Origin of the sequence: Bacillus sp. RZ2MS9, from assembly GCF_001816185.2 — a bacterium.
Classification (GTDB): Bacteria; Bacillota; Bacilli; order Bacillales; family Bacillaceae_G; genus Bacillus_A; species Bacillus_A cereus.
This window is the reverse complement of the sequence record NZ_CP049978.1, coordinates 2,287,319-2,309,958: the sequence shown is the minus strand read 5'-3', so window position 1 is coordinate 2,309,958 and position 22,640 is coordinate 2,287,319. Positions and strand designations below refer to the sequence as shown.

Here is a 22,640-nt window from a genome sequence, read left to right as displayed (position 1 = left end):
CTCCAGTGTAAATGCACTCTCTTCATTATCATCTTATCTCATTTATCTTTTAGGCATCAATTCATTCTTATCTTCCCTCCAAAAGTCAGTATAAGTTTTATTTTTAAAGTTCACGTTCACCTCAGAAAACGGCATACTTCCTCCAACTTTCAATGAGTACCAGTCGTTTAAAAGTGGTGATCCGAAACAAATCTTCATTGTACGATCATGTAAATCGAATAATACAGAATGTAAAGTTCCAAACCATTCTTCATAGTTATGTACAGTCAGTCCATCAGGATATTCTTCTTCTACTAACTTTTTTAAAGACTCTATGCTCACTTGTTCATATCCATTTAAATGCTCATGTAAAACATGATATCTCTTTGTAGATTGTTCTAATTTCCTATTATTTAATTTCTGAATTGATGAACTAACTGCATGGTTTGTTGATACAATAAAAGCTTGGTTGTCACCATCAATCGTTGTTGTGGATTTATGACCGTCAAATATTTCAATATGTGCTGCGTTTAAAGGATCAGCTACTATTAAATTAATATTACTAGCAATTGGTATTTCTTCTATTAGTGATTTAGCTTCCTGCACATTTTTACATTTCTCCAGCAACAATCGAATTACCGCAAAACACTGTAAACCATTTACCATTGGCTTTCTTAAACCTGCAATGTTTCCTACTGGTTGACCACATGCTGAAAATGTAACAGATAATCCATGTTCGTTAACCCCTTCTGTTCGACCAAAATATTGAGTAGAAAAGCCACTATGTGCATACGCACCTTCAACATACGTCGAGCAAAAACGCATATCATCTATTACTGGTGACAAATCATAATTTCTTAATACATAAGTGTGAGTTGAATCTGTCTTTTTAGGTAATACTGCACAATGACTACAACCTGCTTTCAATAGTGTTTGATAGTAATACATCATATTTTTTGAAGGAATTTTTAACACTTCACAAAAACCTTCAATTTCTTCATTAATTCCAGAACAATATTGATTTAATATATTTCTAGATTCTGTCCAATGGTTATGCGATATTAAGTTTTCTTGCTCTATAAATTGCGGAATAAGATAAGAATGTTGTTTCACAAATTCACCTTGTTGCTTACCAATTTCATAATGACTTCCTTTGAGCGATGAAAAATACCCCTTTACTTGATACATCAAATTCCCCCTCTTATTAAACATATCCATATCGTACCAAATGAATCCCATTCATTCTTGATGTTTTTTACTACCTTACCTTAACTCCATGCCACTTTAAAACCTCCACTAATAATTATTTACTAAATAATTATTTTTTTGTTAATATTGCTACAGAAGCTTTACTTCAAAATAAAATAGTTTAATATCAAATGAGCAAAATACTATATTGAACTTACTCGTAAGCAATCATCTAATTTTTGAGATTAAGAAACTTATTTATCAAAGCAAAAGGAGGATTTATGTATGAGCAATTGCAAACCAATTGATGAATTAACTATTGAAGACCTAAAACAAAACCCCATTTGGGAATGGGCAATAGATGAAGAGGAAAACGAAGAACATGACGAAACATGGGTAAAACCAGCAGCAACTACTAATTTTACAGAGGAGCTAAACGGTTCAATCGTACTAGGCGAACTATTCTTACATAATGGTGAAAAATTCCCTATGATGTGTGAAATTGACATTGAAAATAACGAGGCAGTAATTCGTTCTGTTGTTTATTATAACGAAGCAGAAAATGAGTATATTGCTATAGAAGATATTGTGAAAACGGGCGAAATGCCGTTATCGATTATTATTAACCTAACAATTCATGCAGAATCCAAAACCTTACGCTTCACTGCACATAAAGTAGATATTTATAAAAATTCAATAACGACTAATTTAAATTAAAGTTGGGCGAAATAAAGAAAACAATTATTAAATAAAGTGAAGCTTTAATCAGTAGGGGTCTTACTGCCCAGCAAATAGCGGGATAAAAACCGGAAAATGATTATCGATTCCCCGGTTTTTCAAACTAGATTAAAGTATTCCCTTTTCTACTAAAGTCTCTGCGATTTGAACTGAATTCCAAGCCGCACCTTTTAATAGGTTATCAGAAACAATCCAGAGGTGGAATCCGTTTGGCATATCAGGATCTTTACGTATTCTTCCGACAAATGTATCTATTTTCCCTTCTGCATATAATGGCATTGGATACAGCTGTTTACTAGGGTTATCCTGCAAAATAACACCTGGTGCATCCATTAATACTTCCTTAATTTCCGTAACGGTTGCTTCTTTTTCCAGTTCTATATAAACCGATTCTGAATGCCCTGATACAACTGGAACACGTACACAAGTAGCTGCCATTTTCAGGTTTTCATCTTCTAATATTTTCTTCGTTTCTTGAATCATTTTTACTTCTTCAAAAGTAAAATCATTGTCTGTAAATATATCTACTTGAGGCAGTACATTAAACGCTATTGGGTAATGTTTTTTATCTTTTTTCGCCGGTAATATATTACTTTTCACTTCTTCACCAGCAAGCATAGACTTAGCCTGCTCTTGTAATTCATGAATCGCATGAATGCCAGAACCCGATACGGCTTGATATGTTGAAACGATAATTCTTTCTAAACCGAATGATTTTCGAATCGGCTGAAGTGCTGTTACCATCTGTAATGCTGAACAATTTGGAACTGCAATGATACCTTTATGCTGCTTTAAAGTATGCGCATTCACTTCCGGAACAACGAGCGGTACATCTTGCGCCATTCGGTACTCACTTGTGTTATCAATTACAATCGCACCACTAGAAACTGCATGAGTTACAAATTGTCTAGATACTTCTCCCCCAGCGCTAAAAAAGGCAATATCTACACCTTCAAAGCTAGTTGTTTTTGCCTCTTTTATAATTATCTCTCGTCCTTTGAATCTTACTTTCTTACCGGCGGATCGTTTTGACGAAAGCAATGTAACTTCAACTATATTAAACTTCATTTCATTCTCTAACAGTTCAATAATTTTTTGTCCTACCGCACCTGTAGCCCCAACAACAGCTACATGATAGCCCTTTTTGATCATCTTTTCTCCTCCAATATTACCTGAATGAATATTTCTACAATTTCATTTTATACAGAATTTAATCATTTGGAAAATTAAAATACATGATATAATCATTCACAAATCATGATAATAAAAGAGGGATCGCTTATGGAAATGAGACATGTTAAAACATTTTGCGCCATTGTGAAGTATGGTAATTTTTCTAAGGCTGCGCATGCGCTAGGTTATGCGCAATCTACTGTTACAGCACATATGAAAGCTTTAGAGAACGATTTACATATTCCTCTTTTCGATCGGTTAGGGAAAAAAGTGCTACTTACAAAAGCAGGTCATCAATTTCATCCTTATGCATTAGAATTACTTTCAATATATGAAAAAGCGCAAGAAATCCCCCAAAATACAGATTATTTAGAAGGTACATTAAGTATTACATCTAATGAATCATTAGCGGTATACCGATTACCACAATTATTACGTACTTACAAACAGAAAAATCCAAAAGTAAATATCGTACTTGAAACAAACACAAATGAACAAGCATTACAAAAATTACGTGAAGGAGAAACAGACGTTATCTTCATAATTGGAGAAAGTATAGAACATAATGATTTTATTACGCGTACTTTGAGTAATGAAATATTTGGATGGATTTTACCAGATCATTCCGCTGCACATACAAATCCATTCCAGTTATTACAGGACACCCAGTTCATTTTTACAGAACAAAGCTGCGGCTATAGGCCAATGGTAGATCGTTTTTTATGTCAAAGTGGAAATATTCCAGCTAAAACATTTGAAACTTCCAATGTTGAAGTCATTAAACAATCCGTTATGTGTGAGTTAGGCATTTCAATTCTTCCTTATATCGTTGTACAAGAAAGTTGCCAAAAAGGACAACTATGTTTTCAACCTATCGAAACTCCAACAGTTATTCAAAGTTATGTAATCTATCATAAATCTAGATGGATTTCCCCGGTATTACAATCGTTCCTTTCCTTACTTGAACGAGACTAAAATATTAAGACGTACATAGAAAAAGAGTAATTGCCTAATAAGCAATTACTCTCTTTCATTAATTAGTATACTATTTATTAGTCTGTCCCCCACCTGCAATTAATTTACTACCTGAATATGTACCTTTGTTCATAAACACTTGATTAATTAATTCTTTTTGCTCAGCTTCCGACATTACTCCTTTTCCTTCTCCTAAATTCCCACTTTGTAATTTCCAAATCTTATTATGATCCCCATCAACCTTTTCATATTTTCCTTGTTTCCATCGTTCTAAAATTTCTACATATGTACTTCCCTGTACAAGATCATTACTCTTTACAATATCAATTAAGCTTTCAATCCGCTCTTGTGTAATAAAAATATAGCCCCACTTTTGATCAGCTTTCGCTTTTTGATGTGCCATTTCATGTAATGCTGTCTGTATATTCTCATCTGTCCATTTAAAATTTTTATTAAAACCACTATTCGGCAATGAATAATTTCCATTTTCTAAAAGCTTTGCATCTTCTGCTTTTACGTTACTATCAGCTAATACTTCTACTGCTGGAGCAGCTGGTGATGCCTTTTTCGCAGCTGGTTTACTATTATTTAAATAATGCAGCATACCATATGTTAAACCTACTCCAATTACCGCCATACCAGCTATAACACCTATTATTTTCAAAAATGTTTTCATCTCGCTTGTTTCCTCCCAAATATCTCCGTTCTGACTACCTAATTATTTCTTATATAAAAACTGTTACTTCATTCAAAATATCGCATCCCATCCCCTATCATATTATTTATATATACTTCCTCATATTGTATTTCTTTTCCTTTAAAATTGAAAGATTATTCTGTTAAATAATGAAAATATTCTACAAATTTTTCCTTTATATTTATAAAGAAACAAAAAACAACGAGGGCGTTCTACAACACTCGTTGTTTTACTTTATGCACGATTTTCTTTTAACCACTTCGTAATAGCATCTAACTTCGAAACATCAAAACGTCTTTCTTCACACACGTTCAAATTTTGTGAGTTTCTCACTATTTCTAATTCATTATTTCTTACACTTTTTGCCTCAATTAATTTACAATACCCATCTGTAACAGTATTTAAATTTTCATAATAACGCTGAAACGATTTTGATATATGTAAATGTTTTTCAAAGTTTCTTCTTCTTTTCGTCTCATCAGATACTTTCCGCTTTCTAAGTTCTTCATCGTTCGTATATAAATAAAAATATTGATCCGGAAAGCCAATTTCCCTATTTATCATCTTTTCTTTATAAAAATTTTCTATTAAAGATAATGGCTGATTAAATATATCAAAATGAAAACACCAATTATAACTAAGTGGCTGATAAATATCGCCATCGAGTATTACTAATTCATATTGCTTTGACTTCTGAACAGCTATATTCCAGCGCTCAACTTGTTTTTCAAAATACCATGTTCTATGTTCATTTTTTGGCCTTTCAAATAAAGAATTCACTTCAGGTATTATATAAGCACCATAATTCTTTTCTAATTCACGGCACGTGGTACTTTTACCAACAGCGCTTGCTCCCTCAAATGCTATTATCCCCATAGTTTCTCCCTCTTTCATTAACTAAAATTTCGTTGTTTCGCTTTTCTTCCCCATAACTTTCTCCATAAAACAATTGAAGCGACAGTGAGCATGATTGTTGTAATGATACTACCTTCAATTCCGAACGCGCCTCCATGCAATATTTCTGGTCCATTTGTTATAGACTTAAAAATTGGAGTAGAATATACAGTTGTGCCACTAACTGCAAAACCATATACATTATATTGAGCCCAGTTCCAAATTGAGTGCCATGCACATATTCCCCACAGACCGTCTTCTTTCAATACATATAAAGCTGCGAAAACACCCACTAATATTATATTCGATATAGATAATATTGTAATTCCTGGATTAAGTAGATGAAGAAATCCAAATAAAAATGAAGTTACAATTATTCCAACCCATATACGACTTCTAACAGAAAGAACCGGGAATAACCAACCTCGTACAATAATTTCTTCCGTTGCCCCTTGTATTAAAAATGCAACTAGAGATCCTGCTATTCCTACTATCACTGTTGAGGTAATATGTTGTACTTGCAATTTCACACTCCCCATTAATAATAGTAGAATAACTGGCGTTGAAATAAATAAAAACCCTATTAACGCACCTTTTAAATACTTTCTCATCCATTTCTCTTTCCAAAAGCCAATGGATGAAAAAGGTCTTTTTTCTACAAAACGAACCCATATAAATAAAATAAATATAGCTCCGCCAAACGTTAACACCATTCTAACATTGTCATAAATACCTTTCATGAATATCGTTTCAGCTTTCGGTAAAAATAACATAAATAACATAAAAAGTTCGCCTAAAGTCAAAAATATAATGGCTAATATTACAGCAAAGACTGGATGGACCTTTTTTCTCCCTGCTTTTGCTGCTTCAATTATTATAAATGAATTATTTTTCACTTTCTTTTCTCCTTTTATAATATTTAACTACCAACAGTAACCAACCATATTTTACCACGAAAAATATATTATTAATATTTACTCTAAGTTTTTCTTACATGATTTTGCATAAATCCCAATTAGGAATAATATATAAATAAAAGAGGTGCCTTTGCGCCTTTACTATTATCACCCAGATTACTCAGTGGTATTACCAGCACTTGCTATTTCCCACCATTTGTTGTAAAATAGTAATTAAGGTCAATTTAACACTATATTTTCTTTGCATATTATCAAGTATCAATCGGGGACAGTTTGTACTCCTTATGGGTTTTTGATAATATGTGAAATTTTATTTTCATTCAAATAAGGCCGATCATATTGTAATTTTTCTACTTTTAGGAGGCATTACCATGACATTAACAGGTAAAGTAAAATGGTTTAACAGCGAAAAAGGTTTCGGTTTCATCGAAGTTGCAGACGGTAACGATGTATTCGTTCACTTCTCAGCTATCACTGGCGACGGCTTCAAGTCTCTTGACGAAGGTCAAGAAGTTAGCTTTGAAGTTGAAGAAGGTAACCGCGGACCTCAAGCTAAAAACGTTGTAAAGCTATAATTCAAACAATAAAAAGGTTGTTACCAGCAAGGTTAACAACCTTTTTAATATATAACTAAAATTTTTTACATAAAAGGAGTGGTTACATGTATCGCAATCGAAAGAACGATGTAGCAGAAGTACCACCAGAACAAACCCCTGTTTGGGAATGTGAATCAGAGGATTGTTTAGGATGGATGAGAAAGAACTTTTCATTTGAAGAAGAGCCTAAATGCCCTTTATGTAAAAGTAGCATGAAAAGCGGAGAACGTTTATTACCTAAATTAGGTTAATTTATAATAAAAAAAACCTCTTTTAATTAAGAGGTTTTTTTTATTATAAATTTATGTCCTCAACATCAGTTCGCACTATAGAATACAATAATGCATCGTGTTGCTTATTTCCTTGATGAATATATCCGCGCAATAGCCCTTCCTTTTGGAAGCCAATTTTAGATAACATTCTACAAGAAGTAACATTTTCAGGATATGTAATAGCTCCAATTCTAAACAAACCTAAATCTTTAAATCCATAATTAATAATTTCTCCAGCTGCTTCTGAAGCATAACCATTTCCCCAATAGCGAGGATGCAGATCATATCCAATCTCAGATCGTTTACTCCATAATTGTAAATTGTTTAGTCCAATTGTTCCTATTAAAACGTTCGTTTCTTTTAACACAATTCCCCATCGTATTGCCTTTTTCTCAAAGTAATTTTTTGAAAAAGATTCGATCATACGTGAAGCTTGTCCAAACTCCGTAAAAGAATTCATACCGTAGTAACACGTCACTTCATCCAATGAAAAGATTTCATATATTTTTTGACAATAAGATTGTTCTATTTCAACTAAACGTAAGCGTTCTGTTTCTAGTATAGGAAATGCCATAGGATCACTCCTTTCTCTCTACTCATTCATTATATCAGAAAAAATATGTATAATTAGTAAAGTCCTTATTGTTCCATAAATCAAACATTTCTAATGGCACATTCTCTCTTAATTCTATATACACGAATTAGATACCTTCTGATTGCACCTCAAACATGACGCTATAATTTCCATAAATCGAATTTTAAATTATCAAGAACTGTAAAGAAATTGTTTCTTCATTTTCTCCTTCTAAACAACCAACCTACCCCATACATTTATGGTAAAATATAGTTAATGTATTATTTTATTGTGGAGGTGAAGATTTCCTATGTATATATTCATCGGCTTATCCCTCTTACTCATATTACTTATTTTTTTATTCGCAAAAAAATTCACACCAAACTCATTCATGATGACTAGCTTTAAAGGTAATAGCTTTAGGACATTTTCAATCGGTATTTTAATCGCTGTCATACTCTCACTTTCATATGGAACTTATCATGCGGTAACATATCAACCTAGTTATTTAGATATTAAATTAAAAAATCAAAACTATACTGTTTTCGGTAATGTAGGCGAATTCGGTTATTTCTCCGAAGAATTATTAAAAAAAGATACAGAAGTACAACTATATTTCGTCTCTTGGAAAACAATACAGTTAAAAAATCCGTTAATACTTATAGAATATCCTTCAGGAAAACAAGAAACATGGAAGCCAAATATCGTATCAATACCGGTAAATAAATTACAAGAAAAACATGATATAAAAGATATTTATCAACTATCACCGTATTCATTTAAAGAGTCTGGAGAAATAACATTAACATTAAAAGAAAACAATGTAAAAAACAATACAATTTCCATTCAAATAAAATAAATAAAAACTGTTCCTCCATTTTGCTGAAGGAACAGTTTTTATTTATTCTACAGTATTATTTATTTAATGTAGCCATTATTTCATTGGCTATATTCTTTCCATTTCCAATACACGCACCAATTCCGACACCATAATATGAGGCACCAGCTAAATATACATTTGGATAAAGATTCGTCATTTTTTCTTGCAATGCTTGAACCGTTTGATTATGTTCTAAATGATATTTCGGCATTAAATCTTTCCAATTTGTAACTTCGACTACTTCTGGCTCACCTTTAATTCCGAGACTCTTTTCAATATCATATAAAGCTACTCGTACTAATTCTTCTTCACTATAATTTTTGATTGTTTCATATACCGGATTGGTGCTCTTATAAAACATTCTTACTAATAATTTTTGTTTACCCGATGTATGTTTCCACTTTCGACTTGTCCATGTACAAGCATCACAATGTAAATCACTGTTTTCCGTTACAATAAATCCTGTGCCGTCAGCTGGTAGTTGTTCATCTAGTATGTCAAATCCTAAGTAAATACTTATAAGAGATGAGTTTTTAAATGTATTAAACTGCTCATTTAACTCATTAGACTGTAATAAAGTTTGTGCTATATCATGCGGAGCTGCTAAAACAACATAATCAGCTTGTATTGTTTCATGATTTACAAAAGAAATCTCATATCGATCTTCTTGTTTACTTACAGCCGTCGTTATAGCACCTTTTTTTACGACAGTTTCAGTGAGCACTTCTTCTAAGCGATTAATTATCGTAGATAGTCCACCTTTAAATGATACGAATTTTTTATTTCCTGCTGATTGAAATTGTTTTTTATTCTCTTCAAAACCTTTAATAATACTTCCATACTTATTTTTATAATCCAGTAAATACGGTAATGTAGATGCCATTGTAAGCTCATTCAACTTACCAGAATATACGCCTGAAAGTACAGGAGCAATTTGTCTTTCCACTAACTCTTTCCCTAAGAAACTTTCTAAAAATAGAGCAAGTGATGTATCTTTCGTAAACTCTTTATTTTTCGTTATGAAATCTTTTAAAGCTACGATTTTCCCTTTCGTTGAGACTAGCGTACTGCTAAACAAAGACTGGGCGCTCATCGGTATCCCAAATATAGTATCAGAAGGAATCGGATGTAACATGTTTTCAGAATATATGTAAGAAATACCCGTTTCATTATATACCATTTCATCTTCTAAATTTAAATCTTTTACAAGTGGCATAACATATTCATTACGAGCAACGATTGAATCCGCTCCTGACTCCATAATGAAATCCTTTTCTTCCACACTATGGATTTTACCACCTAAATACTCTTCTTTCTCAATAAGAATTAAATTTAAATCAATATTATAATCCTTTTTTAATTTTTCTAAATAAAACATAGTAGAAAGTCCCGTTATACCTCCACCGATAACAACAACTGTTTTCATATGTGCTGCGCTCCTAACCGATACAATTAATAATTCCTTTTTATTATAACCAAAAGTCCTTATATTCGACTAGCAAGTTGCGCATTCTGTAAGAAATTAGACAATATATTTGAATATATTTTCAAATTACCTAATAAAAAAGAACTATAACATATACAAACCACGTCATAGTTCTCTTTATTTTAAAAACATAAAGTAATTGATTAATTTGTCTAATTCTTGACTCAATGCCAATACTTTTTCATGTTGAATTCCATAATCCGATACTAAGTATAAAAGTTCTTCTTTTTTTATTTCAATTACTTTTTCCAATTTCGCTAGTTCCATGTCGTTTTACATCTCTCCAAAAATAAAATGTATGTATTTCAGTATAGCCTACTTACATAATTAGTAAAAGTAAAATACGCATGTAAAATCTTACATATTTGAAAAAATAATATACTACTAACAAAAAAAGAAACTAGATTAAGCTTCCTTTTACAGATTATTGACGTTCATTAAGAATGAATAACATACCGGAATTTTTCTAATGTTATATCTTTATAATTTGGAGCTCTCTTTATATGATTAAAATAACTAGCAATTGCAGCTGCTCCAAAATGCGCATGCCAAATATCATTTGTTTCTTTTTTACATTGAGAAATAATTGAAAGGCCGCCTTTTAAAATACTTTTGTTTTCCATTTTCTTTCTCCTCTAGTTAAAATCACTATATTTTCATCCTAAAGATGGTGTCAGTACAAATAAAATGTGATTCGATTCATCACTTTTATTCAAAAATCGATGCTTCACATTTGGTGGAATACGTACAACATCGCCTTCTTCTAAAAAATATTCTTTTCCCTCCAATTCTACGTACACTTCCCCTTTCATAATAACAGCAATCTCTTCCTTATCTTCATGGGAATAATGACTTTCTGTTGTGTTTGCTTGTTTATTTAAATCCATCATTAACATTTCAATACGTGCTTTCATAAAATCAGGTGTTAATACATCATATACAATATGATCATTGTTTTCCCGATATACTTTTTTTCGATCTTTTTTCTTAGAAATGAGCGAATCTGTATCGATATCATTAATAAAAAGTGTAAACAGCGGTACATTTAATGCTTTTGCAATTAACTCCAAAACATTTAAAGAAGGATTAGCATGTCCTCTTTCAATTTGGCTAATTAGTGACGTACTAATCCCTGCATACTCAGCGAATTCACGAATTGTCATATTATTTTTCTTACGATAACTTAATACCGTTTGTCCAAGCCTATCATGTATCATAGTAAAACTTCCTTTCGTCCATCATAATGCATATTTCATTGTCTTTGTGCTGACATACTAAACAAAGGCAAATAATCCTTTCCTATTATCTCCGGGACTTATATACTTACCTTTGTACATTATATCGCATTAAGTTTATTATAATAAACAATCTATCGGAGGGACAAACTTTGAAATCACCTATTCTTTCATATTTCATCTTATTTTTTGGTGTATTCGCCTTATCAACTTCAGCAATTTTTGTAAAATTGGCAGATGCTCCTGCGACAATCATTGCTTTTTACCGATTATTCTTTGCCACACTGATCCTGTTACCGTTATTACTATTTAATAAAAATAGTCGAAATGAGCTAAAAACTTTAACGAAAAAACAATGGACATTCGGATTCACATCTGGGCTATTTTTAGCTGCACATTATGTACTATGGTTTGAATCATTACAATATACTTCTGTAGCAAGCTCTACAGTTATCGTAACGTTACAACCTTTGTTCTCAATGATTGGTGGTTATTTTTTATTTAAGGAGAGATTTACGAAAGGAGCGGTTATTGGTTGCCTCATCGCTATTTCAGGTAGTATCATCATTGGCTGGCAAGATTTCCGAATTAGTGGAGAAGCTTTATATGGAGATATTTTAGCATTTATCGCTGCCGGTATCATTACTGCTTATTTTTTCATTAGCCAACACGTTCGTAAAGATTTGTCACTTATACCATATTCGGTAATTAGTTATGGAAGTAGTGCTGGCTTTCTTGGCATATTTGCTTTCATGCAACAAGAATCTTTCATCCATTACTCTACACAAACTTGGTTGTGCTTTATTGGATTAGCTTTCATTGCTACAATTTTAGGACAAACCATTTTTAATTGGTTATTAAAATGGATGAGTGCTACTGTAATTTCAATGAGTATTTTAGGTGAAACAATTGGCACTTGTATGCTAGCGTACTTTATATTACATGAGACTATTTCTTTACAACAAGGACTAGGAATTACCGTTATTTTTATTGGTTTAGTATTATTTTTATTACAGCCAAATTCTAATGAAAAAGCATGACAGTATACTGTCATGCTTTTAACTATTTAATTATGTACAATTAAACCATTCGGTCTAAAACGACTCATCATAATTTCATTAATAAACTTTCCGTGAGCTTTCAAATTCCCTATCTTTACTCCCTCTTCTACAAATCCAAATTTTTCATATAAAGCTTTTGCTTTTGGATTCGTTTCTAACACACCTAGTTCTACTCTCTCTAACATTAACCAATTATCAGCCAGATCAAGCATCTTCATAAGAAGTGCTTTCCCAATTCCTTTATTATGATATTCACTGTCTACCCCAATGAATAAATCGCCTGAATGAGATCTTCGGCCCGGACTTTGTGTTAAACCTACAAATCCAACAACTTCTCCATCATATTCTGCAACAAATTCAAATTGATTTGGTGCTAAATTTCGAATTCTATTTTCCATAGCTTCTACACGCATGCTAGGTAAGAAAACCATATACGGTAAAACGTCATCCTGTATACATATACGATGAATTGCTCTAGCATCTTGTATTTCTACTGCTCTAACGTTGATCCCCATCTTTCTCTCCTCCATATAAATAACAATATATTTGTTTGTGTGTATTCTAGAAACGTGTATGAATGACCTTCTCACTCGTATTTCTTTATGTCATTTTTACATAATTATTTCGATATAATACTTAATTTCCAAAAAGATTAACAACTATATGGATTTGGTTAGCTTTTCGCCTCGTTATATAAATTAAGCAAATTTTCAATTGGAATACCATTTAGTTTCATGCCGACTATATTACAATTTTCTATTTCAATATTTTTCAGATTACTATTACTTATAGTGCTGCCTTCCAAATCACATTTATCGAATACAATAGGTTCCTTCTCATCTCCGAGACTTGTATTTTTAAATTGCACTCCACCTAAAGTCACCAAATTAAATTTACTGCCAGAAAGATTTAAATCTGTATATGATGACCATCTAAAATTTATATTTCTAAACTTTGATTGACTTACATTACAATTACTCATATTCATATTTATTATATTGCTACCAACAAATGAACTGTTTTTTAAATTCACTTGATAATACCCTGTATTCGCTAAATTACAGTTTTCGTATTGACTATTTTTCATATCTTTATTTGTAACTACACTCGCTTTGTTTGAGCTTGTTTTTATTCTTTTCACGTAACAATACTCATCTTCCGATTCAAAAATCATTTGGTAGCCCATCTTTTTATAAAAGTGATGATTATTAATTTGTCTACTAGATGTTTCGAGATCCCAAATCTTTATGTTTGGATATTCCTTTTCTATTAATTTCATAACATGTGATCCAATTCCTTTTCCTTGATAAACAGGATCTACAAAAATACGATCAATTCGACCGTACGACTTACCAGAAATCGTAACTATTATCCCTCCAATTATTTCTTTATCCATTACAACTTTGAAAGAATCCAATTCTTCAATGGAATATTCCATCATTTCAACTGAAGAATACCCTGGCGGTTGAATGTTATAATCAATGACATCATCTTGGCCGTATAGCCATTGTTTTGCTTCTGCATCAAATGTTCTTTTCATTATTTCTGTTAATTTCTCAGCATCTAAAATTGTAGCTTTTTCTATAGATATTCTCGTCATTTTCGTTTTCCCCTTCATTATTACAAACCAACCATTTTTGTGAATGCCATAATTATCAATTCACTTTTATTTTTAATACTTTTCCCATTATTACATATGGAACATCATTTTTACTTGGATGAAATGGCTCTAAAACATTTACCCAATCTAATCTTTCATATAACGAACGTGCTTTTTCATTGTTTATTTGTGTTGTTAAAACACTCGTTCTATTTGAAAGCCCTTCTAGTAATTCATTATGTAATTTCGTTCCAAGACCTTTATTTTGATATTGTGGGTGAACTGCTAACTCTACAAATTCAAAACAATCTTGCAACCATTCGTCTACTTGCTCTAGATGTAACGCTTCTCTCATTAATTGATTATAGTACTGTCCCTCGATTGAGCGATAACCATAAGTAAAGCCAACTACTTCATTTTCATCATTTATTGCTACTATACCTTTAAAACCTGTATATTCTATATGCCTATTCATTCGCTCGATCATTTCATTGAAATTTATTTTCTCAAATACTTTACAATACAATTTTGCCATATCCCCAATTAAGATTTCATCTTTTTCAATGCTTACGAATTTCACTTTATTCCCCCCTGTTAAACATTTACATACTTAAAATTTTAAAAACAAAGAAAATTAATACTAATCACTCTCTTTACTATTAAACTACAAATCACCCTATATTTTCCACAATTACTTAGTATTAATGAATAAAAGAAGAGACCATGTAATATCAACATGGTCTCTTCTTTTATTCATTTTCAATTTTATTCCGCTATTTGCCGGGCAGTAAGACCCCCATCTCAAAATTCAGCGAAAGCAAAGAAGTTAGGTGGGGGTCGGGCTAATAATCAGCGGGGGCTGACACCCCACTGATTAAAGTTTCACTTTATATAATTAAAAATTAGATATTACTTAAGCCAATCGTTGCAAGTGTTACTTAACTGCTGGAAATCTTCTATAAATTGACTCGCATCATATCCATCACAAACCGAATGATGTACTTGCAATGAAACTGGTAGCATAACCTTATTTCCTTCGTTAAAATATTTCCCACAAGTTATAATTGGCAATAGAAAATTTTCATCATTATTAATATTAAGATTAAATCCAGTAAAACTAGTCCAAGGTATGCTAGAAATCGGAAATACATTAGGAGGAATATTTTCTTTCGTGAAAAGACCATGAATACTAGCATAGCATCTCATATCGTCTTCATAATTTTTATAGAAAGTGCGGAAATCACTTGAATAATCCGTCCATATACTTGAAAAAGACTTATCATCTTTATGAAAGATTGTATAACTCGGTATCATTTCCTCCCAATAGCCTAAAACTCCTTCATCGTTAAAACATGTTCGAAATTTTTTATGATTATTTACTACTCTAGAAATTAAATATATAAAAACGGGATAAAATTTTATTCCCTTTTGATATACTTCCTCTAATAACATCGTGATATCAACATTAACAGTCATACTAAATGTACATTTCAACTTTAAATAATGCTCAAAATACTGCTCTCTATTCCAATCTTCTCTATCAATTACATGAAACTTCATTCTAATAGCCCCCTAAAATTTTCTTTTTATTTTAGAAGGCTATTTCCCTTGCTTTCACCATAATTGTTCACTCCTAACAGTTTACATTTCACCCTAATTATTTATTTAATTATATAACATATGTAAGAATCAATTCACATATTTCTTGAAATCCATCCACATACTATAGATAAATCAAATGAAATTTGGAGGATACATACATGAATAACAAAAATATGAATAAAAAAGAAAATGTTACTGAAAATACTACATCTATTCAAAATAATAATACTGCAAACCTTACTATTGAAGAACAAGCAATGAACGGCTTATACGGAATGCCCGAAACAACAATTGAAGATGCTGATCACGCTGCAGCTGATGATTTGACTTCAAAAAATTAATTAACTACATTGAAAAAAGCCAAGGAAAATACCCTTGGCTTTTTTAACTATGCATCCACCTTTTGTATTTCTTCACTCTTTCTTGAAAGTTTACCTGGCCAAAAAGCAAATCGGCCTAACACAACTGTAATTGCGGGTACAAGTAACGGTCTTACGATAAACGTATCTAGTAATACGCCAATTGCAGTTACAATACCAAATTGAACTAATACTTGAATTGGAAGTGTACCTAACACTGCAAAAGTTCCTGCTAAAATTAAACCTGCCGATGTAATAACACTACCTGTTTGTATTACACCATTTTTTACTGCATCCAAGTGATTTTGTGTCTTTCTGTTTTTCCATATTTCTGAAACCATAAAGATATTATAATCTTCACCTAAAGCAACTAAAAATACGAATGCGTACAACGGTATCGCACCTTGAATGGCCGGCGCTCCCATACCGTAATGAAGCAATATCCATCCTGCTCCTAACGCTGAGAAGAATGATAAAACGACAGTTACAATTAAATAAATCATCGCAACAACCGATCGTAAGTAGACAAGTAATAGTAAAGCGATAATGCTAATCATTACTGGAATAATTACTGATTCATCACGTTCAGTAATTTGCTTTGTATCATATAATGAAGCTGTTTCTCCACCAATCCACAATTGCTCTTCAGCATTACTAATCCCAGCATCTTTTAATACTTTTTCTACATTACTTTTCAATTTAGGAATTTGATCTAACGCTTCAATTGAGTATGGATTTTCCGCTAAAGAAACTTCATACATTTGTATTTGCTTATTTTCTTTTCCCTCTTTTGGCTCTTTCACTGTATTTATGAAAGGAAATTTCTCTAGTTCTTGTTTAATAGGAAGCTCTTTTCCTTTCGTATCAACAACCACTTTTACTGGTGCTAGTTCACCAGCCGAGAAATGATCACTAATTAACGTAAACCCTTCGCGAGAAGGCATATCCTTTGGAAACGATTCTAATAAGTCATATGTGTATTGAATACGTGGTACGAACGAAGCCAATCCACCTAATACAAACACAGTTAGCATAATTATTGTCCACGGTCTTCGTACTACTACATCTCCAAGTTTTTTACTAAAGGAGCCTTTTGATTTTCCAACTTTTACAGCCCTCTTTTTCTTTCTTGCAAACTCCTCATTCATTGAAGTTGTTCTCGGTATAAACGGGAAAAATGCAATTCTACCGAAAATTAATAATAGTGCTGGTAAAATCGTTAAAGCCGCGATTCCCATTATAAATACAGCAACACTAAATGGTACTGCAAATCGATGAAAGGCACCATAATGAGCAAGTAGTAATGTTCCTAATCCAAGTACAACAGTTAACGCACTCATTATTATTGCACCGCCAGATGCTTTAATCGCAAGTTGCAATGCTTTATATTTACTTTCTTCTTCTAACAAGTACTCTCTATATCTCGAAATTAAAAATAGACAATAGTCCGTTCCAGCGCCAAACAATAATACTGTCATAATTGATATCGCTTGGGCATCTACTTTAATCCATCCGTGATCAGCTAAAAAACCGAGTGTAGGACTAATAATACCGTATGCAAAGCCAACAACAAGTATAGGTAAAATCGCTAAAATTGGTGAACGATACAGTAAAATTAACAAAACTAACACTAGTAGTACAGTAGCCACTAACAATTTCACATCTGCTTGACTAAATAAACTAACTGCATCCGTTTGAATACCTACAGGCCCTGATAATCGAACATGTAAACCAGATTCACTTATTTTTTGTTTAAATGGATCTTCATCCACCTTACTATTCACTATTTTTCTAAACTCTTCAAGATTTCCTTTTAATATATCCGTACCAGCAGATTTATTAAAAAATACCGGTGTAACAAATGATGTACCATCTTTTGACGCACTTTTTAATAATACTTGCTCTGGGATTGTATCAAATGGTGGTAACGTTGATTGTTCTTTTAAAGGACTAGCTTTTAACTCTTTATAAACGTCTTGTATGAGTTTATAATCCTGTGACTGTAATCCACCATCTCTATACCATACTACTAACAATGGATTCCCTGCATTATTCGGAAACTCTTTTTTCATAAGCGCTTCCGCTTGCTGTGACATAGCTGTTTCAGGTAAATTTTTCGGATTCGGTTCTTTCGTACTGTTTACTTGTGGTAACGTAAATGAAAGTAATAATGTAATAAGAACCCACACCGATAAAGTGATCCACTGCGTATTTCTCCCTGCTACAAGCCTCCCTAACATATGTAACGGGTGCTTTTTCATAAAAACCCACCTTCCTTTTTTCCTCCATTATTAATTATATATACTGGTCGGTTAATTAATCAAGAATGATTGAAAATTATGTTATAATTATCTCAATCATAAATGTCAGGAGCGAATGTATTTGGAACAAAAACAACGTCCTCTCGGAAGGCCGCGTCAAAATAAAAATACAAAATCTACAAAAGAAACCATTTTAGAAGTAGCAACCCGCTTATTTCTTACACAAAATTATCAAGTCGTTTCTATGGATGAGGTCGCAAAAGTTTGTGGTGTTACGAAAGCAACTGTCTACTATTACTATTCAACAAAAGCCGATTTATTTACCGCTACTATGATCGAAATGATGGTACGTATACGTGAGAATATGTCTCAAATACTCTCTACAAACAAAACTTTAGAAGAAAGATTATTAGACTTCGCTAAAGTTTACTTACACGCAACGATGGATATTGATATGAAAAATTTTATGAAAGATGCAAAACTGTCGTTATCTGAAGAACAATTGAAACAATTAAAAAATGCTGAAGATAATATGTATGAAGTACTAGAAAAAGCACTCGATAATGCGATGCACATCGGAGAAATTCCGAAAGGAAACGCTAAATTTGCGGCTCATGCTTTCGTATCTTTATTATCAATTGGGAATTTTAAAGATGAAAATCACAATCCTATTCTTGCAAATATAGATGAATTAGCACAAGAAATCGTTTCTTTTTATTGGAACGGATTAGGTCATTCATATTAAACTGATTTGCTTTAATAAAAGAGCATGTTTGAATTTTTTCAAACATGCCCTTTTATAATTTATTTATATACTAATAACCAGATTATACTTCAACGTCACTTAACAAAAAACTCCATTTTAACTTTACAAATTTTGAAGTTGAACATTTATATTCTCCTTACTTAATCCCCCATGGTAACAAACTACAGATTCAATATGTAAATTTAAATACTTCTTCAAAGACTGCTTTGCTTCCTTAATATTTATAGTTGTTGGGGCGTGAATTCCTCCTAACATCCCATTCACACTATACATAGAGTCTCCTGCAATAAGAATTTTGCTTTGTTTCAAATATAAACTAATATGACCCGGAGTATGCCCTGGAGTATGAAGAATTAGTATTCCACCGCAATACGGAAGTTCTTACCCGTCAATCACAGTATCACTCACTTTTCCTTTTGGTCGGTTCTCTACATTTCCGTCCTTCAATAAAGGTAAATCCCCCCTCGATATATGGCTTATCTAGTTCGTGCGCATAAACTTTAATATTACTTCGACAGCGCTGCAACAATTCTGGAAGACTACCTATATGATCAATATCCTGATGCGTCAAAATCACGACTTTTAACTTATCAAATGATACCCCAACCTTTTCCATCTTTACTTGTATATCTTCAATTTGTCCTGGGAAACCCGTATCTATTAATACTGCCATTTCATCATTCCATAAAAGAATTGGATGAATAACAAATTCTTGAAATTCAAGTTGTAACATTTCTACTCCTTTAGCAATCTCCATACAGCCATTCTCCTTTATGTTGAAGTTTGAAAATATGTACAAGTAAACTGAAAATATAAAGTGAAACTTTAATCCGTGGGGTTTTACTACCCGACAAATAGCAGGATAAAGCACCTCTATCTTATAATATGTTTTGTCATCCCAATAGAGAATGCTTCAAACCCTATAGATTCATAGTAAGATTGCAATTTTTCTACACACATAAGTTGTGGAATAACCTTGTTTTGTTCACAGTGCTGGATTAATCGTTTCACTATTTCTTTTCCGATGCCACTAGACTGATATTTTGGCAATACACTAACTCCACAAATAATGCCTGTTATGACTCCATCTGATATGACACGCCCCATCCCTACTAACCTCTTATCATCAAAAACATAAATTGCATACCAACTTTGCTTACACATTCGTTCTAACTCGTTAACCGTTAATTTAAGAGAATTCCATCCTAAAGATTCGTATAAGGATAATAATCCATTAAAATCTGTAGGGTGTTCACTTGTGTAGCGTATACTATTTTCCATGTAAACACTCCCTATTCTCTGGCTTGTTTATATTTCATAAAATTCCCTTTACACAAATCTGATCGATGTAAAAATAACTAGAACAAACTTCAATAAGAAAGATAGAATTCCTTCTCAATATAAAATAAAAAGAAGTTATCTCACTTAAGATAACTTCTTTTATATAAGACTCTCATTATATTATCAACCAAAAATTATACAACTACATACGATAAGCACAAACAAAACTAATAAACCATTTGAGAAATAACCCATTAAATACTACCCCTTTATTAAATTATGTAAAAGATTTTATCATAAAATGATTTACAACTTAATAACTGAAAAAGACATTGTATTCATTAGTTATATACGTTTAGTAATATTTTATATTCGGTTATATTCTTGTTCCCTAAAACCACTTCTCGCATCCTCATAATTCAGTCCACATAAATTCAAAAAACAGTTATTAGTAAACATTCATTTACTATAAAGAGTAATTTTAATTGATTTATATTGAATTTAGTAATAAAATAATAACTAAACTCATAAAGGAATCAAAAACAATGAACCAAAACGAATTATTAAACGAATACATGAATTTATTATTAAATATGTCAGGTACTTTTAAATTACTATCGGAGAAATCCTCAGAATTTACACATTTAGAACAACATGTAGTAGAGTATATCGCCCAGCAAAAGGTGCCTGTAAATTTAAAAATGATTGCTAGTTATTTAAACATCCCTAAACAACAATTAAGTGTAACAGTGCGTAACTTAGAACAAAACGGATACATCATAAAAAAGAAAGATATGGTAGACAAAAGAGCTATATTAATCTCTCTGACAGAAAAAGCTGAAAAAGTACATTATGAGAGATGGAAACAAATATATAATAATTTCACAGTAAACCTCGAAAAGTTATCTGAAGAAGATAGGCGGGATTTAACTTATGGACTATATAAAACAAATACAATGCTCTCAAAAATGTTAAATAACGACTAAATATATTGTTTATTACTAAACGGAGGATGTTTCATGGCTAAAGAATTAGATTTACAATCCGTGCAAGGTACGATGCTTATTCCCTTATGGGGAAGAGCATATGGCAGTGAGAAAAATAAGGATATTTTAGATGATATAGAGGCTATTCGAATTATTAAAGAATGTAATTTTGACTTCTCAACAATAGCAAATATATTTGGCGAATACGGATGTATCACATACATTACCCGTGCACGAAAAATTGACGATACGATAAAACAATTTATAATAAAACACCCGAATGCTACTATTGTAAACATCGGTTCCGGACTAGACACTACTTTTTCAAGAATCGATAACGGTACAATACATTGGTACAACCTTGATTTGCCCGATGCAATCTCTTTTCGCAAAACTTTAATTGAAGATACGCCTAGAAACATTAGCATTGCTAAATCACTATTTGATACTTCTTGGTTTGACGATATAAAATATAATTCAAACGACGGTATTCTTTTTATATCAGCAGGTGTGTTTTATTACTTTAAAGAAGAAGATTTAAAAAAGATCGTAGTCGCTATGTCAAAACGTTTCCCTGGAGGAGAATTATATTTTGACGCTGAATCAAAGTTCGCACTGAATCTTTCGAATGCTACTGTAAAGAAATCCGGTAATAATGGTGCTATGATGTATTTTTACGTAAACAATCCAAAATTAATAGAAAAATGGTCCTCTACAATAAAAGTATTAAGCTGCTCCCCTTTCTTTAAAGATATACCTACAAATAAAGATTGGGACGGTAGTACGCGTATAATGATGAGAATTGTAAACTTAATAAAAATGTTGAAGTTTGTTCATTTACGGTTCAAAAAATAATAAGTAAAGAAGAGCTCAATACATTTATACTTAGGTTATAAATGTTAATTTCAATAAAATCAAAGGCAGAAACATAATTGTGAAGTGAAAATTTAATCAGTGGGGGCTTTGCTCATCCCCCACTGATTATTAGCCCTCACCAATCGAGCTTTTACGGCAGCCCGAACCCCACCTAACTTCTTTGCTTTCGCTGAATTTTGAGGTAGGGGTCTTACTGCCCGACAAATAGCGGGATAAAATCTTGCATGCACTTTACGTAGGAGCT

The 22,640-nt window shown here is 32.1% G+C and carries 26 protein-coding genes and 1 pseudogene; 10 read left to right on the top strand and 17 right to left on the bottom strand.

What is annotated here, in order from left to right:
• Window positions 1-42: 42 nt before the first annotated feature.
• A complete protein-coding gene (locus BHV55_RS11935) occupies window positions 43-1,167 on the bottom strand; it encodes a C45 family autoproteolytic acyltransferase/hydrolase (protein ID WP_000285222.1) in 1,125 nt (374 codons plus the stop codon).
• A 285-nt stretch (window positions 1,168-1,452) separates the two neighbouring features.
• On the opposite strand from BHV55_RS11935, the gene BHV55_RS11930 reads away from it, so the two are divergent.
• The gene (locus BHV55_RS11930; protein ID WP_070757383.1) at window positions 1,453-1,884 is read left to right on the top strand and encodes a hypothetical protein; all 432 of its coding nucleotides are present in this window, start codon (window positions 1,453-1,455) and stop codon (window positions 1,882-1,884) included.
• A gap of 129 nt (window positions 1,885-2,013) precedes the next feature.
• Here the strand turns inward: BHV55_RS11930 and BHV55_RS11925 are convergent, their stop codons facing one another.
• Complete coding sequence (locus BHV55_RS11925; RefSeq protein ID WP_000591702.1) at window positions 2,014-3,057, bottom strand: aspartate-semialdehyde dehydrogenase; 1,044 nt, start codon at window positions 3,055-3,057, stop codon at window positions 2,014-2,016.
• Window positions 3,058-3,186: 129 nt separating this feature from the next.
• Here BHV55_RS11925 and BHV55_RS11920 point away from each other — a divergent pair, with 129 nt between their 5' ends.
• The gene (locus tag BHV55_RS11920; RefSeq protein ID WP_000425894.1) at window positions 3,187-4,053 is read left to right on the top strand and encodes a LysR family transcriptional regulator; all 867 of its coding nucleotides are present in this window, start codon (window positions 3,187-3,189) and stop codon (window positions 4,051-4,053) included.
• Between the two features lie 70 nt (window positions 4,054-4,123).
• On the opposite strand, the gene BHV55_RS11915 is transcribed toward BHV55_RS11920, so the two are convergent.
• The 3 genes from BHV55_RS11915 to BHV55_RS11905 all read right to left on the bottom strand — a co-directional run bounded on the left by BHV55_RS11915 (window position 4,124) and on the right by BHV55_RS11905 (window position 6,540).
• A complete protein-coding gene (locus BHV55_RS11915) occupies window positions 4,124-4,729 on the bottom strand; it encodes a PRK06770 family protein (protein ID WP_000846982.1) in 606 nt (201 codons plus the stop codon).
• Between the two features lie 255 nt (window positions 4,730-4,984).
• A complete protein-coding gene (locus BHV55_RS11910; protein ID WP_002005064.1) occupies window positions 4,985-5,644 on the bottom strand; it encodes a nucleoside/nucleotide kinase family protein in 660 nt (219 codons plus the stop codon).
• Window positions 5,644-6,540, bottom strand: coding sequence for a CPBP family intramembrane glutamic endopeptidase (locus BHV55_RS11905; protein WP_070757384.1), 897 nt, complete (start codon window positions 6,538-6,540; stop codon window positions 5,644-5,646). The genes BHV55_RS11910 and BHV55_RS11905 overlap by 1 nt, the downstream gene beginning before the upstream one ends.
• A 392-nt stretch (window positions 6,541-6,932) precedes the next feature.
• On the opposite strand from BHV55_RS11905, the gene cspD reads away from it, so the two are divergent.
• Window positions 6,933-7,136 (top strand): cold-shock protein CspD, encoded by a 204-nt coding sequence (gene cspD, locus BHV55_RS11900; RefSeq protein ID WP_000176366.1) that lies wholly within the window; start codon window positions 6,933-6,935, stop codon window positions 7,134-7,136.
• A gap of 86 nt (window positions 7,137-7,222) precedes the next feature.
• Window positions 7,223-7,408, top strand: coding sequence for a cold-shock protein (locus tag BHV55_RS11895; protein WP_000286203.1), 186 nt, complete (start codon window positions 7,223-7,225; stop codon window positions 7,406-7,408).
• Between the two features lie 43 nt (window positions 7,409-7,451).
• On the opposite strand, the gene BHV55_RS11890 is transcribed toward BHV55_RS11895, so the two are convergent.
• Window positions 7,452-8,003 (bottom strand): GNAT family N-acetyltransferase, encoded by a 552-nt coding sequence (locus BHV55_RS11890; RefSeq protein WP_000885392.1) that lies wholly within the window; start codon window positions 8,001-8,003, stop codon window positions 7,452-7,454.
• A 310-nt stretch (window positions 8,004-8,313) separates the two neighbouring features.
• Between BHV55_RS11890 and BHV55_RS11885 the strand changes: the two genes are divergently transcribed.
• Window positions 8,314-8,862 carry a hypothetical protein gene (locus tag BHV55_RS11885; protein WP_070757385.1) on the top strand — a complete coding sequence of 183 codons (549 nt, stop codon included), beginning with the start codon at window positions 8,314-8,316 and terminating at the stop codon, window positions 8,860-8,862.
• A 55-nt stretch (window positions 8,863-8,917) separates the two neighbouring features.
• On the opposite strand, the gene BHV55_RS11880 is transcribed toward BHV55_RS11885, so the two are convergent.
• From BHV55_RS11880 to BHV55_RS11865, 4 genes are all read right to left on the bottom strand, one after another.
• Window positions 8,918-10,309, bottom strand: a complete 1,392-nt coding sequence (locus tag BHV55_RS11880; protein ID WP_070757386.1) for a protoporphyrinogen oxidase — start codon at window positions 10,307-10,309, stop codon at window positions 8,918-8,920.
• Between the two features lie 177 nt (window positions 10,310-10,486).
• Window positions 10,487-10,636 (bottom strand): aspartyl-phosphate phosphatase Spo0E family protein, encoded by a 150-nt coding sequence (locus BHV55_RS11875; RefSeq protein WP_000417698.1) that lies wholly within the window; start codon window positions 10,634-10,636, stop codon window positions 10,487-10,489.
• A 170-nt stretch (window positions 10,637-10,806) separates the two neighbouring features.
• A complete protein-coding gene (locus BHV55_RS11870; RefSeq protein ID WP_000428904.1) occupies window positions 10,807-10,992 on the bottom strand; it encodes a hypothetical protein in 186 nt (61 codons plus the stop codon).
• A 33-nt stretch (window positions 10,993-11,025) separates the two neighbouring features.
• On the bottom strand, window positions 11,026-11,586 hold the full coding sequence (locus BHV55_RS11865) for a helix-turn-helix domain-containing protein (protein ID WP_000581041.1): 561 nt from the start codon (window positions 11,584-11,586) through the stop codon (window positions 11,026-11,028).
• Window positions 11,587-11,756: 170 nt separating this feature from the next.
• Here BHV55_RS11865 and BHV55_RS11860 point away from each other — a divergent pair, with 170 nt between their 5' ends.
• Complete coding sequence (locus tag BHV55_RS11860) at window positions 11,757-12,644, top strand: DMT family transporter (RefSeq protein ID WP_070757387.1); 888 nt, start codon at window positions 11,757-11,759, stop codon at window positions 12,642-12,644.
• A gap of 26 nt (window positions 12,645-12,670) precedes the next feature.
• Here BHV55_RS11860 and BHV55_RS11855 read toward each other — a convergent pair whose 3' ends face one another.
• From BHV55_RS11855 to catA, 4 genes are all read right to left on the bottom strand, one after another.
• Complete coding sequence (locus tag BHV55_RS11855) at window positions 12,671-13,180, bottom strand: GNAT family N-acetyltransferase (protein WP_000512616.1); 510 nt, start codon at window positions 13,178-13,180, stop codon at window positions 12,671-12,673.
• Between the two features lie 158 nt (window positions 13,181-13,338).
• The gene (locus BHV55_RS11850; RefSeq protein WP_139147414.1) at window positions 13,339-14,283 is read right to left on the bottom strand and encodes a GNAT family N-acetyltransferase; all 945 of its coding nucleotides are present in this window, start codon (window positions 14,281-14,283) and stop codon (window positions 13,339-13,341) included.
• Window positions 14,284-14,320: 37 nt separating this feature from the next.
• Window positions 14,321-14,845, bottom strand: a complete 525-nt coding sequence (locus BHV55_RS11845) for a GNAT family N-acetyltransferase (RefSeq protein ID WP_000673966.1) — start codon at window positions 14,843-14,845, stop codon at window positions 14,321-14,323.
• Between the two features lie 329 nt (window positions 14,846-15,174).
• The gene (gene catA, locus BHV55_RS11840; protein WP_070757389.1) at window positions 15,175-15,825 is read right to left on the bottom strand and encodes a type A chloramphenicol O-acetyltransferase; all 651 of its coding nucleotides are present in this window, start codon (window positions 15,823-15,825) and stop codon (window positions 15,175-15,177) included.
• A gap of 200 nt (window positions 15,826-16,025) precedes the next feature.
• On the opposite strand from catA, the gene BHV55_RS11835 reads away from it, so the two are divergent.
• Window positions 16,026-16,208, top strand: a complete 183-nt coding sequence (locus BHV55_RS11835) for a DUF4021 domain-containing protein (protein ID WP_001060657.1) — start codon at window positions 16,026-16,028, stop codon at window positions 16,206-16,208.
• A 47-nt stretch (window positions 16,209-16,255) separates the two neighbouring features.
• Here BHV55_RS11835 and BHV55_RS11830 read toward each other — a convergent pair whose 3' ends face one another.
• Window positions 16,256-18,487: an MMPL family transporter gene (locus BHV55_RS11830; protein ID WP_070757390.1), complete on the bottom strand. Its 2,232-nt coding sequence runs from the start codon at window positions 18,485-18,487 to the stop codon at window positions 16,256-16,258.
• Between the two features lie 121 nt (window positions 18,488-18,608).
• On the opposite strand from BHV55_RS11830, the gene BHV55_RS11825 reads away from it, so the two are divergent.
• Window positions 18,609-19,232 (top strand): TetR/AcrR family transcriptional regulator, encoded by a 624-nt coding sequence (locus BHV55_RS11825; RefSeq protein WP_000436025.1) that lies wholly within the window; start codon window positions 18,609-18,611, stop codon window positions 19,230-19,232.
• Between the two features lie 123 nt (window positions 19,233-19,355).
• Here BHV55_RS11825 and BHV55_RS11820 read toward each other — a convergent pair.
• Both BHV55_RS11820 and BHV55_RS11815 read right to left on the bottom strand, forming a co-directional pair.
• Window positions 19,356-20,010 (bottom strand): annotated as a pseudogene (locus tag BHV55_RS11820) (MBL fold metallo-hydrolase).
• A gap of 116 nt (window positions 20,011-20,126) precedes the next feature.
• The gene (locus tag BHV55_RS11815; RefSeq protein WP_070757391.1) at window positions 20,127-20,534 is read right to left on the bottom strand and encodes a GNAT family N-acetyltransferase; all 408 of its coding nucleotides are present in this window, start codon (window positions 20,532-20,534) and stop codon (window positions 20,127-20,129) included.
• Window positions 20,535-21,079: 545 nt separating this feature from the next.
• Between BHV55_RS11815 and BHV55_RS11810 the strand changes: the two genes are divergently transcribed.
• A complete protein-coding gene (locus BHV55_RS11810; RefSeq protein WP_001072998.1) occupies window positions 21,080-21,520 on the top strand; it encodes a MarR family winged helix-turn-helix transcriptional regulator in 441 nt (146 codons plus the stop codon).
• Window positions 21,521-21,553: 33 nt separating this feature from the next.
• Window positions 21,554-22,375, top strand: a complete 822-nt coding sequence (locus BHV55_RS11805; protein WP_001040747.1) for a class I SAM-dependent methyltransferase — start codon at window positions 21,554-21,556, stop codon at window positions 22,373-22,375.
• Window positions 22,376-22,640: the final 265 nt, after the last annotated feature.

Bases quoted from the DNA above. Each gene is read 5' to 3' on its own strand.
- BHV55_RS11935 (WP_000285222.1), bottom strand. From the start codon at position 1,167: ATGTATCAAGTAAAGGGGTATTTTTCATCGCTCAAAGGAAGTCATTAT.
- BHV55_RS11930 (WP_070757383.1), top strand. From the start codon at position 1,453: ATGAGCAATTGCAAACCAATTGATGAATTAACTATTGAAGACCTAAAA.
- BHV55_RS11925 (WP_000591702.1), bottom strand. From the start codon at position 3,057: ATGATCAAAAAGGGCTATCATGTAGCTGTTGTTGGGGCTACAGGTGCG.
- BHV55_RS11920 (WP_000425894.1), top strand. From the start codon at position 3,187: ATGGAAATGAGACATGTTAAAACATTTTGCGCCATTGTGAAGTATGGT.
- BHV55_RS11915 (WP_000846982.1), bottom strand. From the start codon at position 4,729: ATGAAAACATTTTTGAAAATAATAGGTGTTATAGCTGGTATGGCGGTA.
- BHV55_RS11910 (WP_002005064.1), bottom strand. From the start codon at position 5,644: ATGAAAGAGGGAGAAACTATGGGGATAATAGCATTTGAGGGAGCAAGC.
- cspD (WP_000176366.1), top strand. From the start codon at position 6,933: ATGACATTAACAGGTAAAGTAAAATGGTTTAACAGCGAAAAAGGTTTC.
- BHV55_RS11895 (WP_000286203.1), top strand. From the start codon at position 7,223: ATGTATCGCAATCGAAAGAACGATGTAGCAGAAGTACCACCAGAACAA.
- BHV55_RS11890 (WP_000885392.1), bottom strand. From the start codon at position 8,003: ATGGCATTTCCTATACTAGAAACAGAACGCTTACGTTTAGTTGAAATA.
- BHV55_RS11885 (WP_070757385.1), top strand. From the start codon at position 8,314: ATGTATATATTCATCGGCTTATCCCTCTTACTCATATTACTTATTTTT.
- BHV55_RS11880 (WP_070757386.1), bottom strand. From the start codon at position 10,309: ATGAAAACAGTTGTTGTTATCGGTGGAGGTATAACGGGACTTTCTACT.
- BHV55_RS11875 (WP_000417698.1), bottom strand. From the start codon at position 10,636: ATGGAACTAGCGAAATTGGAAAAAGTAATTGAAATAAAAAAAGAAGAA.
- BHV55_RS11870 (WP_000428904.1), bottom strand. From the start codon at position 10,992: ATGGAAAACAAAAGTATTTTAAAAGGCGGCCTTTCAATTATTTCTCAA.
- BHV55_RS11865 (WP_000581041.1), bottom strand. From the start codon at position 11,586: ATGATACATGATAGGCTTGGACAAACGGTATTAAGTTATCGTAAGAAA.
- BHV55_RS11855 (WP_000512616.1), bottom strand. From the start codon at position 13,180: ATGGGGATCAACGTTAGAGCAGTAGAAATACAAGATGCTAGAGCAATT.
- BHV55_RS11850 (WP_139147414.1), bottom strand. From the start codon at position 14,283: ATGAAGGGGAAAACGAAAATGACGAGAATATCTATAGAAAAAGCTACA.
- catA (WP_070757389.1), bottom strand. From the start codon at position 15,825: ATGAAGTTTCATGTAATTGATAGAGAAGATTGGAATAGAGAGCAGTAT.
- BHV55_RS11835 (WP_001060657.1), top strand. From the start codon at position 16,026: ATGAATAACAAAAATATGAATAAAAAAGAAAATGTTACTGAAAATACT.
- BHV55_RS11830 (WP_070757390.1), bottom strand. From the start codon at position 18,487: ATGAAAAAGCACCCGTTACATATGTTAGGGAGGCTTGTAGCAGGGAGA.
- BHV55_RS11815 (WP_070757391.1), bottom strand. From the start codon at position 20,534: ATGGAAAATAGTATACGCTACACAAGTGAACACCCTACAGATTTTAAT.
- BHV55_RS11810 (WP_001072998.1), top strand. From the start codon at position 21,080: ATGAACCAAAACGAATTATTAAACGAATACATGAATTTATTATTAAAT.
- BHV55_RS11805 (WP_001040747.1), top strand. From the start codon at position 21,554: ATGGCTAAAGAATTAGATTTACAATCCGTGCAAGGTACGATGCTTATT.